This is a genomic window from Aquimarina sp. AD1 (genome assembly GCF_003443695.1).
Taxonomy (GTDB): Bacteria; Bacteroidota; Bacteroidia; order Flavobacteriales; family Flavobacteriaceae; genus Aquimarina; species Aquimarina latercula.
On sequence record NZ_CP031966.1, the window covers coordinates 5,254,112 to 5,272,158 of the forward strand.

Here is an 18,047-nt window from a genome sequence, read left to right on the forward strand (position 1 = left end):
TATTGCTAAAGTTTGCAAATATACTATATAAATGTACAATGATGATAAGACACTTAAAAACTACGTTATTTTGAAATGTTATAGTTTTTGACCGTTTTTCGCCGTTCGAAAAGTGTATTTCATCGAAAAAACGAAAAAAATTTGGGGAATTAAGTGTTAATTGTTCTAATGTGTGCCATATTTGTATAGATTATAGATTACGGTTTTACCGTAACTTTATCGCGTATTTTTAAAATATAAATATTGTTTAAGATATTTATGAATGGTAAATAAAGGTTATACCCAAGCTTTTATATACTGTTGTAAACCATCGTCATATGAAAAAAATTACCCAAGTCTTGTTGGGTCAAAGTGCGTTTATGTCTCTTTTGACCTTTATCTTTTTAGTTACCTACAGCGCTTCTGGTCAGGAAGGGAAAGATGGTGATCTTACGGTAACTGCTGCAAATACGGTTCTTAATACTTACAGTCCTATAACTTCGGACATAACAGCTGGTGATACATCTATTGATGTGAATAGTGTTGCAACTGATCTAGGAGGTCTTTCTAGCGGTGATTTAGTCTTAATTTATCAAGCTCAAGGGGCATCTATTAATACAACAAATACCGTTAATTATGGCGATATTACGGATTATGGAAGTTCAGGGTTGTATGAATTTGGATATGTTTCAAGTATTAGTTCAAATACGATTACGTTAACATGTGAGATAGCTAATGGTTATTTTGTTGCTGGAAGAACACAAGTAGTAAAAGTTCCTCAATATGATACACTTACCATACAAGCAGGTGCCTCTGTAACATCTTTAGCTTGGGAAGATTTTGCGGGTAGTAGAAGAGGTGGTGTAGTTGTTATTACTGCGAACATAATTGACATAGAAGGAGATATAGATACATCTGGTCTTGGGTTTAGAGGAGGCGAGGTAGAAAACAGTACTACAGGAGCTAATGCGACTGTTTATAGCGATTATGTTTCTACTTTAGCTAGTTTGAGTGCAGAAAAAGGAGAAAGTATAGTAGGTTATCAAGCAGATTATGATGTTTTAGGTGGTAGATACGGTCGTGGTGCTCCCGCCAATGGTGGTGGAGGTGGAAACGCTCATAACTCCGGTGGAGGAGGGGGATCTAATGGGAATAATGGTAATACTTGGTTTAATGGATCAGGTGTAATGTGCTCTGGATGTACTGGGGCCACAGCTTGGACTTTAGACCCTGATTATATTGCTAATGGAAATGCTCTTACGAATTCTTCTGGTGGAGGAAGAGGAGGGTATTCTTTTGGAAGTAGTAATCAAAACGCTTTGACTCTTGCTCCAGGTAGTGCTGCTTGGGGAGGAGATTTAAGAGATCCAGTTGGTGGATTAGGTGGTAGACCTCTTATTGCAAACGAACAAAATAGAATCTTTCTCGGAGGAGGAGGAGGAGCTGGTGATAGAAATAATAGCGCAAGTCAAGATGCTGCTAATGGAGGTGGTATAATTTTGCTTGGAGCAAATTCTATTACAGGTTCTGGTAACATAATTGCTAATGGAGCTGATGCTTTACCAACAGTTCCAAACCATAATGACGCACCTGGAGGTGGTGGAGGTGGTGGAAGTATCGTTTTAAGAGCTTCTTCTATTGATAATACTTTGACGCTTAGCGTTAATGGTGGAGATGGTGGAGATCAATTGATTACTAATAACGAAAGTGAAGGTCCTGGAGGAGGAGGAGGAGCTGGTTTTGTAGCAGTTTCTGCAGGTTCGCCTACGATTAATATAAATGGAGGTTCTAATGGTATTACTAATAGTGGTGCTGTAACGGAATTCCCTGCAAATGGTGCTACAAGTGGGGCAACTGGGGAATCAATTACAGGTATAAGTAACGGAGCAGTAACATGTTCTAATCCGGGAACAATCAGTGGAGTAGTGTATAACGATGCAAATGGTGATGGTGTACAAAGTGGCGAATTAGGAATTGGTAGTGTTACCATTACTATTACAGATGTAAATGGAAATACTCAGACGATACAAACAAATCCTGATGGAACATATAGTGCTACTTTACCTCCTGGTAATGCTACTATTGATATTTTGGATTCTGATACGGATTTACCAGTTAATGCTATCCAAACACAAGGAGATGATCCAACAAGTATAGTTGTAGTTGCAGGTTCAAATACAGCTTCTGTCCCTGACGGATTCGTTATAGATACAGATGGAGATGGTACAGGTGATCCATTAGATAATTGTCCTACGATTCCTAATGCAGGTCAAGCTGACCAAGATTCTGATAATGTTGGTAATCTTTGTGATAGTGATGATGATAATGACGGGATATTAGACACTGATGAAGGGTTGAATTGTGCATCTTCATCAATTAGTGTTGGAACGGCTCCTTCAGGAAATCAGAATGGAGTAGGTGCTATAAATGATATCTTCGACTTTGATGGAGTAGATGTTGATATTACTACAACGATAAATCAAGTAGATGGAGGAGCTTTAAACATATTACAGGTTGATGATCCAACTACTATTAGAATTCAAGGTGAAGAAATAGATGACGGATTATCTGAAAGCTTAGTGTATACTTTTACATTCAGTGAGCCGGTTACTGGTGTTAAGTTTAGGTGGTCTGGAATAGATAGCGGCGATAAAGTAACTGTAAATGCTACTGGTCCGGGAAGTCAAATTATTAATTTGGGATCCTTGATGAATCCAACAACTTTTCCTAGTGGGAGTTATACAACTACTTCATCTGGAAGTTCTCATGTTATTGTAAATAACGATAGTACATCCCCTTCCATAACTTCTTATACTAATGGTTCGGGCGATACTACACTTAATTATTCGGATATTGTTATAGAGGGATTAGTATCATCTTTTCAAATTACTACAGGGAAAGCAAGGCAAGATGGTGATGTAGCGAATAATGGATTAATAACTTTTTTACTTTCTAATGTTACCTATTGTACTTATGAAGATACGGATGGAGATGATATTCCGAATCATCTAGATTTAGATTCTGATGATGATAATTGTAGTGATGCTAATGAGGCTTACAACGATGCGAATGCAGATGGAGGTGATGGTGGACAGTTTGGTTCGATAGATCCTGCAACTGTAAATTCTACAGGATTAGTAACTGAAACAGGTGTAGATTATACGTTAGGAACAAATGCTAATGTTACTGCTGGTGGAGCAAATATATGTACAGCTCCTGCATCAGTAACATTACACCAAAGTCCAGCTTGTACGGATACCGTGTATAATTTAATGTGGGATGGGTTCGTACCTAATGGAGTAGATCAATTCGATTGGACTCCTGATGGAGCTTTAACAAATACGTTTTCTGATGTAGATGGATCAGGGATAAATATAACACACACTTTCTCTGGAGAAACGGGAACTTTAGGTACTTGGCCTACAACAGGTTCTACAGTAAGTCCTAGTGTAGATTCTAATGCAACAGCAAACCTAGGTGATGAAGTGTTAGAATATTTTACAAATGGCTTTGGAGTAACAGGAATTACACAAACAATAACATTTAGTACGGATATATATTCTGTAGGATTTGATCTTTATCATATCAATGCTAATGGTTCTGGAAATGGAGATTTGTTTACAGTTACTGCTACGGATGGTGCAGGGAATACAATTTTTCCAGCATTCACCGACTCTGGGACACCTTCTTATACTTCTAATAGTGGTACTGGAGTTATTGATGCTAATGCTAATTCAGTAAACAATCAAGATGACCAAATAGGTGTTAATTTTGAAGACCTTGATGGAATAGCTAGTATAACTATTGTGTGGCAAAATTGTACTACTTGTAATCCTGCAGTTCAGCACGGTTCTGCAATAGGAGGGTTTGATTTTTGTACGGAGATACCAGATACACCAAACATTGCATTATTAAAGGCGGGATTATATGTTGATGCGAATGGCGATGGCGTTGTTAATGTCGGAGATCGAATTGACTATAGTTTTACAGTAACCAACAATGGTAATGTTGACTTGACAGGAATTACGATTAGTGATCCATTATTAGTTGCACCGAATGGTAGTTTAACAGGCGGTCCAATCGATTTAGTTGTTGGCGCTAGTGACACCAGTACATTCACAGGGAGTTATAACATTCAGCAGAGTGATATTAACAATGGAGAAGTAGTAAATAGTGCTACCGCTACAGGAAGTAGTCCAGGTAACACGGATGATGTAACAGATGTATCCGATGATCCAAATGACAATACGGATACTACAGATAGTGATAGTGATGGAGATGTAGAGGATAATACCGAGACAGATTTAGGTCAGAATCCAAACATTGCATTATTAAAGGCGGGATTATATGTTGATGCGAATGGCGATGGCGTTGTTAATGTCGGAGATCGAATTGACTATAGTTTTACAGTAACCAACAATGGTAATGTTGACTTGACAGGAATTACGATTAGTGATCCATTATTAGTTGCACCGAATGGTAGTTTAACAGGCGGTCCAATTGATTTAGTTGTTGGCGCTAGTGACACCAGTACATTCACAGGGAGTTATAACATTCAGCAGAGTGATATTAACAATGGAGAAGTAGTGAATAGTGCTACCGCTACAGGAAGTAGTCCAGGTAACACGGATGATGTAACAGATGTATCCGATGATCCAAATGACAATACGGATACTACAGATAGTGATAGTGATGGAGATGTAGAGGATAATACCGAGACAGATTTAGGTCAGAATCCAAACATTGCATTATTAAAGGCGGGATTATATGTTGATGCGAATGGCGATGGTGTTGTTAATGTCGGAGATCGAATTGACTATAGTTTTACAGTAACCAACAATGGTAATGTTGACTTGACAGGAATTACGATTAGTGATCCATTATTAGTTGCACCGAATGGTAGTTTAACAGGCGGTCCAATCGATTTAGTTGTTGGCGCTAGTGACACCAGTACATTCACAGGGAGTTATAACATTCAGCAGAGTGATATTAACAATGGAGAAGTAGTAAATAGTGCTACCGCTACAGGAAGTAGTCCAGGTAACACGGATGATGTAACAGATGTATCCGATGATCCAAATGACAATACGGATACTACAGATAGTGATAGTGATGGAGATGTAGAGGATAATACCGAGACAGATTTAGGTCAGAATCCAAACATTGCATTATTAAAGGCGGGATTATATGTTGATGCGAATGGCGATGGCGTTGTTAATGTCGGAGATCGAATTGACTATAGTTTTACAGTAACCAACAATGGTAATGTTGACTTGACAGGAATTACGATTAGTGATCCATTATTAGTTGCACCGAATGGTAGTTTAACAGGCGGTCCAATTGATTTAGTTGTTGGCGCTAGTGACACCAGTACATTCACAGGGAGTTATAACATTCAGCAGAGTGATATTAACAATGGAGAAGTAGTAAATAGTGCTACCGCTACAGGAAGTAGTCCAGGTAACACGGATGATGTAACAGATGTATCCGATGATCCAAATGACAATACGGATACTACAGATAGTGATAGTGATGGAGATGTAGAGGATAATACCGAGACAGATTTAGGTCAGAATCCAAACATTGCATTATTAAAGGCGGGATTATATGTTGATGCGAATGGCGATGGCGTTGTTAATGTCGGAGATCGAATTGACTATAGTTTTACAGTAACCAACAATGGTAATGTTGACTTGACAGGAATTACGATTAGTGATCCATTATTAGTTGCACCGAATGGTAGTTTAACAGGCGGTCCAATCGATTTAGTTGTTGGCGCTAGTGACACCAGTACATTCACAGGGAGTTATAACATTCAGCAGAGTGATATTAACAATGGAGAAGTAGTGAATAGTGCTACCGCTACAGGAAGTAGTCCAGGTAACACGGATGATGTAACAGATGTATCCGATGATCCAAATGACAATACGGATACTACAGATAGTGATAGTGATGGAGATGTAGAGGATAATACCGAGACAGATTTAGGTCAGAATCCAAACATTGCATTATTAAAGGCGGGATTATATGTTGATGCGAATGGCGATGGCGTTGTTAATGTCGGAGATCGAATTGACTATAGTTTTACAGTAACCAACAATGGTAATGTTGACTTGACAGGAATTACGATTAGTGATCCATTATTAGTTGCACCGAATGGTAGTTTAACAGGCGGTCCAATCGATTTAGTTGTTGGCGCTAGTGACACCAGTACATTCACAGGGAGTTATAACATTCAGCAGAGTGATATTAACAATGGAGAAGTAGTAAATAGTGCTACCGCTACAGGAAGTAGTCCAGGTAACACGGATGATGTAACAGATGTATCCGATGATCCAAATGACAATACGGATACTACAGATAGTGATAGTGATGGAGATGTAGAGGATAATACCGAGACAGATTTAGGTCAGAATCCAAACATTGCATTATTAAAGGCGGGATTATATGTTGATGCGAATGGCGATGGCGTTGTTAATGTCGGAGATCGAATTGACTATAGTTTTACAGTAACCAACAATGGTAATGTTGACTTGACAGGAATTACGATTAGTGATCCATTATTAGTTGCACCGAATGGTAGTTTAACAGGCGGTCCAATCGATTTAGTTGTTGGCGCTAGTGACACCAGTACATTCACAGGGAGTTATAACATTCAGCAGAGTGATATTAACAATGGAGAAGTAGTGAATAGTGCTACCGCTACAGGAAGTAGTCCAGGTAACACGGATGATGTAACAGATGTATCCGATGATCCAAATGACAATACGGATACTACAGATAGTGATAGTGATGGAGATGTAGAGGATAATACCGAGACAGATTTAGGTCAGAATCCAAACATTGCATTATTAAAGGCGGGATTATATGTTGATGCGAATGGCGATGGCGTTGTTAATGTCGGAGATCGAATTGACTATAGTTTTACAGTAACCAACAATGGTAATGTTGACTTGACAGGAATTACGATTAGTGATCCATTATTAGTTGCACCGAATGGTAGTTTAACAGGCGGTCCAATCGATTTAGTTGTTGGCGCTAGTGACACCAGTACATTCACAGGGAGTTATAACATTCAGCAGAGTGATATTAACAATGGAGAAGTAGTAAATAGTGCTACCGCTACAGGAAGTAGTCCAGGTAACACGGATGATGTAACAGATGTATCCGATGATCCAAATGACAATACGGATACTACAGATAGTGATAGTGATGGAGATGTAGAGGATAATACCGAGACAGATTTAGGTCAGAATCCAAACATTGCATTATTAAAGGCGGGATTATATGTTGATGCGAATGGCGATGGCGTTGTTAATGTCGGAGATCGAATTGACTATAGTTTTACAGTAACCAACAATGGTAATGTTGACTTGACAGGAATTACGATTAGTGATCCATTATTAGTTGCACCGAATGGTAGTTTAACAGGCGGTCCAATCGATTTAGTTGTTGGCGCTAGTGACACCAGTACATTCACAGGGAGTTATAACATTCAGCAGAGTGATATTAACAATGGAGAAGTAGTAAATAGTGCTACCGCTACAGGAAGTAGTCCAGGTAACACGGATGATGTAACAGATGTATCCGATGATCCAAATGACAATACGGATACTACAGATAGTGATAGTGATGGAGATGTAGAGGATAATACCGAGACAGATTTAGGTCAGAATCCAAACATTGCATTATTAAAGGCGGGATTATATGTTGATGCGAATGGCGATGGCGTTGTTAATGTCGGAGATCGAATTGACTATAGTTTTACAGTAACCAACAATGGTAATGTTGACTTGACAGGAATTACGATTAGTGATCCATTATTAGTTGCACCGAATGGTAGTTTAACAGGCGGTCCAATCGATTTAGTTGTTGGCGCTAGTGACACCAGTACATTCACAGGGAGTTATAACATTCAGCAGAGTGATATTAACAATGGAGAAGTAGTGAATAGTGCTACCGCTACAGGAAGTAGTCCAGGTAACACGGATGATGTAACAGATGTATCCGATGATCCAAATGACAATACGGATACTACAGATAGTGATAGTGATGGAGATGTAGAGGATAATACCGAGACAGATTTAGGTCAGAATCCAAACATTGCATTATTAAAGGCGGGATTATATGTTGATGCGAATGGCGATGGCGTTGTTAATGTCGGAGATCGAATTGACTATAGTTTTACAGTAACCAACAATGGTAATGTTGACTTGACAGGAATTACGATTAGTGATCCATTATTAGTTGCACCGAATGGTAGTTTAACAGGCGGTCCAATCGATTTAGTTGTTGGCGCTAGTGACACCAGTACATTCACAGGGAGTTATAACATTCAGCAGAGTGATATTAACAATGGAGAAGTAGTAAATAGTGCTACCGCTACAGGAAGTAGTCCAGGTAACACGGATGATGTAACAGATGTATCCGATGATCCAAATGACAATACGGATACTACAGATAGTGATAGTGATGGAGATGTAGAGGATAATACCGAGACAGATTTAGGTCAGAATCCAAACATTGCATTATTAAAGGCGGGATTATATGTTGATGCGAATGGCGATGGCGTTGTTAATGTCGGAGATCGAATTGACTATAGTTTTACAGTAACCAACAATGGTAATGTTGACTTGACAGGAATTACGATTAGTGATCCATTATTAGTTGCACCGAATGGTAGTTTAACAGGCGGTCCAATCGATTTAGTTGTTGGCGCTAGTGACACCAGTACATTCACAGGGAGTTATAACATTCAGCAGAGTGATATTAACAATGGAGAAGTAGTAAATAGTGCTACCGCTACAGGAAGTAGTCCAGGTAACACGGATGATGTAACAGATGTATCCGATGATCCAAATGACAATACGGATACTACAGATAGTGATAGTGATGGAGATGTAGAGGATAATACCGAGACAGATTTAGGTCAGAATCCAAACATTGCATTATTAAAGGCGGGATTATATGTTGATGCGAATGGCGATGGCGTTGTTAATGTCGGAGATCGAATTGACTATAGTTTTACAGTAACCAACAATGGTAATGTTGACTTGACAGGAATTACGATTAGTGATCCATTATTAGTTGCACCGAATGGTAGTTTAACAGGCGGTCCAATCGATTTAGTTGTTGGCGCTAGTGACACCAGTACATTCACAGGGAGTTATAACATTCAGCAGAGTGATATTAACAATGGAGAAGTAGTAAATAGTGCTACCGCTACAGGAAGTAGTCCAGGTAACACGGATGATGTAACAGATGTATCCGATGATCCAAATGACAATACGGATACTACAGATAGTGATAGTGATGGAGATGTAGAGGATAATACCGAGACAGATTTAGGTCAGAATCCAAACATTGCATTATTAAAGGCGGGATTATATGTTGATGCGAATGGCGATGGCGTTGTTAATGTCGGAGATCGAATTGACTATAGTTTTACAGTAACCAACAATGGTAATGTTGACTTGACAGGAATTACGATTAGTGATCCATTATTAGTTGCACCGAATGGTAGTTTAACAGGCGGTCCAATCGATTTAGTTGTTGGCGCTAGTGACACCAGTACATTCACAGGGAGTTATAACATTCAGCAGAGTGATATTAACAATGGAGAAGTAGTAAATAGTGCTACCGCTACAGGAAGTAGTCCAGGTAACACGGATGATGTAACAGATGTATCCGATGATCCAAATGACAATACGGATACTACAGATAGTGATAGTGATGGAGATGTAGAGGATAATACCGAGACAGATTTAGGTCAGAATCCAAACATTGCATTATTAAAGGCGGGATTATATGTTGATGCGAATGGCGATGGCGTTGTTAATGTCGGAGATCGAATTGACTATAGTTTTACAGTAACCAACAATGGTAATGTTGACTTGACAGGAATTACGATTAGTGATCCATTATTAGTTGCACCGAATGGTAGTTTAACAGGCGGTCCAATCGATTTAGTTGTTGGCGCTAGTGACACCAGTACATTCACAGGGAGTTATAACATTCAGCAGAGTGATATTAACAATGGAGAAGTAGTAAATAGTGCTACCGCTACAGGAAGTAGTCCAGGTAACACGGATGATGTAACAGATGTATCCGATGATCCAAATGACAATACGGATACTACAGATAGTGATAGTGATGGAGATGTAGAGGATAATACCGAGACAGATTTAGGTCAGAATCCAAACATTGCATTATTAAAGGCGGGATTATATGTTGATGCGAATGGCGATGGCGTTGTTAATGTCGGAGATCGAATTGACTATAGTTTTACAGTAACCAACAATGGTAATGTTGACTTGACAGGAATTACGATTAGTGATCCATTATTAGTTGCACCGAATGGTAGTTTAACAGGCGGTCCAATCGATTTAGTTGTTGGCGCTAGTGACACCAGTACATTCACAGGGAGTTATAACATTCAGCAGAGTGATATTAACAATGGAGAAGTAGTAAATAGTGCTACCGCTACAGGAAGTAGTCCAGGTAACACGGATGATGTAACAGATGTATCCGATGATCCAAATGACAATACGGATACTACAGATAGTGATAGTGATGGAGATGTAGAGGATAATACCGAGACAGATTTAGGTCAGAATCCAAACATTGCATTATTAAAGGCGGGATTATATGTTGATGCGAATGGCGATGGCGTTGTTAATGTCGGAGATCGAATTGACTATAGTTTTACAGTAACCAACAATGGTAATGTTGACTTGACAGGAATTACGATTAGTGATCCATTATTAGTTGCACCGAATGGTAGTTTAACAGGCGGTCCAATTGATTTAGTTGTTGGCGCTAGTGACACCAGTACATTCACAGGGAGTTATAACATTCAGCAGAGTGATATTAACAATGGAGAAGTAGTAAATAGTGCTACCGCTACAGGAAGTAGTCCAGGTAACACGGATGATGTAACAGATGTATCCGATGATCCAAATGACAATACGGATACTACAGATAGTGATAGTGATGGAGATGTAGAGGATAATACCGAGACAGATTTAGGTCAGAATCCAAACATTGCATTATTAAAGGCGGGATTATATGTTGATGCGAATGGCGATGGCGTTGTTAATGTCGGAGATCGAATTGACTATAGTTTTACAGTAACCAACAATGGTAATGTTGACTTGACAGGAATTACGATTAGTGATCCATTATTAGTTGCACCGAATGGTAGTTTAACAGGCGGTCCAATCGATTTAGTTGTTGGCGCTAGTGACACCAGTACATTCACAGGGAGTTATAACATTCAGCAGAGTGATATTAACAATGGAGAAGTAGTAAATAGTGCTACCGCTACAGGAAGTAGTCCAGGTAACACGGATGATGTAACAGATGTATCCGATGATCCAAATGACAATACGGATACTACAGATAGTGATAGTGATGGAGATGTAGAGGATAATACCGAGACAGATTTAGGTCAGAATCCAAACATTGCATTATTAAAGGCGGGATTATATGTTGATGCGAATGGCGATGGCGTTGTTAATGTCGGAGATCGAATTGACTATAGTTTTACAGTAACCAACAATGGTAATGTTGACTTGACAGGAATTACGATTAGTGATCCATTATTAGTTGCACCGAATGGTAGTTTAACAGGCGGTCCAATCGATTTAGTTGTTGGCGCTAGTGACACCAGTACATTCACAGGGAGTTATAACATTCAGCAGAGTGATATTAACAATGGAGAAGTAGTAAATAGTGCTACCGCTACAGGAAGTAGTCCAGGTAACACGGATGATGTAACAGATGTATCCGATGATCCAAATGACAATACGGATACTACAGATAGTGATAGTGATGGAGATGTAGAGGATAATACCGAGACAGATTTAGGTCAGAATCCAAACATTGCATTATTAAAGGCGGGATTATATGTTGATGCGAATGGCGATGGCGTTGTTAATGTCGGAGATCGAATTGACTATAGTTTTACAGTAACCAACAATGGTAATGTTGACTTGACAGGAATTACGATTAGTGATCCATTATTAGTTGCACCGAATGGTAGTTTAACAGGCGGTCCAATCGATTTAGTTGTTGGCGCTAGTGACACCAGTACATTCACAGGGAGTTATAACATTCAGCAGAGTGATATTAACAATGGAGAAGTAGTAAATAGTGCTACCGCTACAGGAAGTAGTCCAGGTAACACGGATGATGTAACAGATGTATCCGATGATCCAAATGACAATACGGATACTACAGATAGTGATAGTGATGGAGATGTAGAGGATAATACCGAGACAGATTTAGGTCAGAATCCAAACATTGCATTATTAAAGGCGGGATTATATGTTGATGCGAATGGCGATGGCGTTGTTAATGTCGGAGATCGAATTGACTATAGTTTTACAGTAACCAACAATGGTAATGTTGACTTGACAGGAATTACGATTAGTGATCCATTATTAGTTGCACCGAATGGTAGTTTAACAGGCGGTCCAATCGATTTAGTTGTTGGCGCTAGTGACACCAGTACATTCACAGGGAGTTATAACATTCAGCAGAGTGATATTAACAATGGAGAAGTAGTAAATAGTGCTACCGCTACAGGAAGTAGTCCAGGTAACACGGATGATGTAACAGATGTATCCGATGATCCAAATGACAATACGGATACTACAGATAGTGATAGTGATGGAGATGTAGAGGATAATACCGAGACAGATTTAGGTCAGAATCCAAACATTGCATTATTAAAGGCGGGATTATATGTTGATGCGAATGGCGATGGCGTTGTTAATGTCGGAGATCGAATTGACTATAGTTTTACAGTAACCAACAATGGTAATGTTGACTTGACAGGAATTACGATTAGTGATCCATTATTAGTTGCACCGAATGGTAGTTTAACAGGCGGTCCAATTGATTTAGTTGTTGGCGCTAGTGACACCAGTACATTCACAGGGAGTTATAACATTCAGCAGAGTGATATTAACAATGGAGAAGTAGTGAATAGTGCTACCGCTACAGGAAGTAGTCCAGGTAACACGGATGATGTAACAGATGTATCCGATGATCCAAATGACAATACGGATACTACAGATAGTGATAGTGATGGAGATGTAGAGGATAATACCGAGACAGATTTAGGTCAGAATCCAAACATTGCATTATTAAAGGCGGGATTATATGTTGATGCGAATGGCGATGGCGTTGTTAATGTCGGAGATCGAATTGACTATAGTTTTACAGTAACCAACAATGGTAATGTTGACTTGACAGGAATTACGATTAGTGATCCATTATTAGTTGCACCGAATGGTAGTTTAACAGGCGGTCCAATCGATTTAGTTGTTGGCGCTAGTGACACCAGTACATTCACAGGGAGTTATAACATTCAGCAGAGTGATATTAACAATGGAGAAGTAGTAAATAGTGCTACCGCTACAGGAAGTAGTCCAGGTAACACGGATGATGTAACAGATGTATCCGATGATCCAAATGACAATACGGATACTACAGATAGTGATAGTGATGGAGATGTAGAGGATAATACCGAGACAGATTTAGGTCAGAATCCAAACATTGCATTATTAAAGGCGGGATTATATGTTGATGCGAATGGCGATGGCGTTGTTAATGTCGGAGATCGAATTGACTATAGTTTTACAGTAACCAACAATGGTAATGTTGACTTGACAGGAATTACGATTAGTGATCCATTATTAGTTGCACCGAATGGTAGTTTAACAGGCGGTCCAATTGATTTAGTTGTTGGCGCTAGTGACACCAGTACATTCACAGGGAGTTATAACATTCAGCAGAGTGATATTAACAATGGAGAAGTAGTAAATAGTGCTACCGCTACAGGAAGTAGTCCAGGTAACACGGATGATGTAACAGATGTATCCGATGATCCAAATGACAATACGGATACTACAGATAGTGATAGTGATGGAGATGTAGAGGATAATACCGAGACAGATTTAGGTCAGAATCCAAACATTGCATTATTAAAGGCGGGATTATATGTTGATGCGAATGGCGATGGCGTTGTTAATGTCGGAGATCGAATTGACTATAGTTTTACAGTAACCAACAATGGTAATGTTGACTTGACAGGAATTACGATTAGTGATCCATTATTAGTTGCACCGAATGGTAGTTTAACAGGCGGTCCAATTGATTTAGTTGTTGGCGCTAGTGACACCAGTACATTCACAGGGAGTTATAACATTCAGCAGAGTGATATTAACAATGGAGAAGTAGTGAATAGTGCTACCGCTACAGGAAGTAGTCCAGGTAACACGGATGATGTAACAGATGTATCCGATGATCCAAATGACAATACGGATACTACAGATAGTGATAGTGATGGAGATGTAGAGGATAATACCGAGACAGATTTAGGTCAGAATCCAAACATTGCATTATTAAAGGCGGGATTATATGTTGATGCGAATGGCGATGGCGTTGTTAATGTCGGAGATCGAATTGACTATAGTTTTACAGTAACCAACAATGGTAATGTTGACTTGACAGGAATTACGATTAGTGATCCATTATTAGTTGCACCGAATGGTAGTTTAACAGGCGGTCCAATCGATTTAGTTGTTGGCGCTAGTGACACCAGTACATTCACAGGGAGTTATAACATTCAGCAGAGTGATATTAACAATGGAGAAGTAGTAAATAGTGCTACCGCTACAGGAAGTAGTCCAGGTAACACGGATGATGTAACAGATGTATCCGATGATCCAAATGACAATACGGATACTACAGATAGTGATAGTGATGGAGATGTAGAGGATAATACCGAGACAGATTTAGGTCAGAATCCAAACATTGCATTATTAAAGGCGGGATTATATGTTGATGCGAATGGCGATGGCGTTGTTAATGTCGGAGATCGAATTGACTATAGTTTTACAGTAACCAACAATGGTAATGTTGACTTGACAGGAATTACGATTAGTGATCCATTATTAGTTGCACCGAATGGTAGTTTAACAGGCGGTCCAATTGATTTAGTTGTTGGCGCTAGTGACACCAGTACATTCACAGGGAGTTATAACATTCAGCAGAGTGATATTAACAATGGAGAAGTAGTGAATAGTGCTACCGCTACAGGAAGTAGTCCAGGTAACACGGATGATGTAACAGATGTATCCGATGATCCAAATGACAATACGGATACTACAGATAGTGATAGTGATGGAGATGTAGAGGATAATACCGAGACAGATTTAGGTCAGAATCCAAACATTGCATTATTAAAGGCGGGATTATATGTTGATGCGAATGGCGATGGCGTTGTTAATGTCGGAGATCGAATTGACTATAGTTTTACAGTAACCAACAATGGTAATGTTGACTTGACAGGAATTACGATTAGTGATCCATTATTAGTTGCACCGAATGGTAGTTTAACAGGCGGTCCAATCGATTTAGTTGTTGGCGCTAGTGACACCAGTACATTCACAGGGAGTTATAACATTCAGCAGAGTGATATTAACAATGGAGAAGTAGTAAATAGTGCTACCGCTACAGGAAGTAGTCCAGGTAACACGGATGATGTAACAGATGTATCCGATGATCCAAATGACAATACGGATACTACAGATAGTGATAGTGATGGAGATGTAGAGGATAATACCGAGACAGATTTAGGTCAGAATCCAAACATTGCATTATTAAAGGCGGGATTATATGTTGATGCGAATGGCGATGGCGTTGTTAATGTCGGAGATCGAATTGACTATAGTTTTACAGTAACCAACAATGGTAATGTTGACTTGACAGGAATTACGATTAGTGATCCATTATTAGTTGCACCGAATGGTAGTTTAACAGGCGGTCCAATCGATTTAGTTGTTGGCGCTAGTGACACCAGTACATTCACAGGGAGTTATAACATTCAGCAGAGTGATATTAACAATGGAGAAGTAGTAAATAGTGCTACCGCTACAGGAAGTAGTCCAGGTAACACGGATGATGTAACAGATGTATCCGATGATCCAAATGACAATACGGATACTACAGATAGTGATAGTGATGGAGATGTAGAGGATAATACCGAGACAGATTTAGGTCAGAATCCAAACATTGCATTATTAAAGGCGGGATTATATGTTGATGCGAATGGCGATGGCGTTGTTAATGTCGGAGATCGAATTGACTATAGTTTTACAGTAACCAACAATGGTAATGTTGACTTGACAGGAATTACGATTAGTGATCCATTATTAGTTGCACCGAATGGTAGTTTAACAGGCGGTCCAATCGATTTAGTTGTTGGCGCTAGTGACACCAGTACATTCACAGGGAGTTATAACATTCAGCAGAGTGATATTAACAATGGAGAAGTAGTGAATAGTGCTACCGCTACAGGAAGTAGTCCAGGTAACACGGATGATGTAACAGATGTATCCGATGATCCAAATGACAATACGGATACTACAGATAGTGATAGTGATGGAGATGTAGAGGATAATACCGAGACAGATTTAGGTCAGAATCCAAACATTGCATTATTAAAGGCGGGATTATATGTTGATGCGAATGGCGATGGCGTTGTTAATGTCGGAGATCGAATTGACTATAGTTTTACAGTAACCAACAATGGTAATGTTGACTTGACAGGAATTACGATTAGTGATCCATTATTAGTTGCACCGAATGGTAGTTTAACAGGCGGTCCAATCGATTTAGTTGTTGGCGCTAGTGACACCAGTACATTCACAGGGAGTTATAACATTCAGCAGAGTGATATTAACAATGGAGAAGTAGTAAATAGTGCTACCGCTACAGGAAGTAGTCCAGGTAACACGGATGATGTAACAGATGTATCCGATGATCCAAATGACAATACGGATACTACAGATAGTGATAGTGATGGAGATGTAGAGGATAATACCGAGACAGATTTAGGTCAGAATCCAGAATTAACCTTAGTTAAAACAGGAGTGGCTAGTGGTTCTAATGTAGGAGATGTTATTACATACACTTTTACAGTTACTAATACAGGAAATGTAACAATTGATAATATCTTCATAGATGATATGCTAACAGGAAGTATTAATCTACCAGTTACACCATCTATTTTAGCTCCAGGAGAAACAGGAACGGCAACTGCTACTTATGCAATTTCACAAGCTGATATTAACAATGGAGAAGTGATCAATAGTGCAACTGTAATTGGAGATGATCCTGATGATAATGATGTTATCGATATATCTGATAATGGAGATGAGACTGTTGATGATAATGGAGATAATGACCCTACAAATGATGAGACGATTACGGATATTGAACAGCTACCTAATTTAGCTTTAACTAAGACAGGTTTCTATGTTGATGTTAATGGTGATGATCTGCCAAATGTAGGCGATGAGATTCAGTATACCTTTACGGTAGAGAACACAGGTAATGTTGATGTTACTAATATTATTCTTACAGATCCATTACCAGGTATTGTTGTTACTGGAGGTCCAATAGATCTAGCAGTTGGTGAGATAGATATGACCACATTCACTGCTACTTATGTATTAACGGCAGAGGATATTCTATTAGGAGAAGTTATAAACCAAGCTACAGTGACTGGTCAGGATCCAAATGGAGATGATGTTATTGATCTTTCTGATGATCCTACAGATACAACAGATGTAGATCTTGATAATGACGGAGATGCAGAAGATGAGACGGTAACAATTATTGAAGGAGTGTTTACAGATCCTGATGATCCAATCATAATCTATACTGGTATAACCCCTAATGGAGATGGAATTAATGATGATTTCAGGATTGTAGGGTTAAGAAATTTCCCAGATAATACATTAAGAATCTATAACAGATGGGGAGTTCAGGTATTTGAAGAGGATGGTTATGAGCAACCAGGTGTAGAATTGTTTGCAGGAATAAGTAATGGAAGAGTTACTATTTCACAGAACAACAAGTTGCCTGTAGGTACCTATTATTATGTTTTAGAATACATAAATGCTAGAGGAGTAAATACGTATAAAGCAGGTTACTTATATATTAACAGATAAATTTATATTTGGAATAGTATATATTTGTTATTCCCTAAATCA

At 39.0% G+C, this 18,047-nt stretch carries 1 protein-coding gene; it reads left to right on the plus strand.

Annotation, left to right across the window (positions count from 1 at the left end):
- The first annotated feature begins 317 nt into the window (after positions 1-317).
- Complete coding sequence (locus D1815_RS22680) at positions 318-18,005, plus strand: gliding motility-associated C-terminal domain-containing protein (protein WP_118389610.1); 17,688 nt, start codon at positions 318-320, stop codon at positions 18,003-18,005.
- Positions 18,006-18,047: the final 42 nt, after the last annotated feature.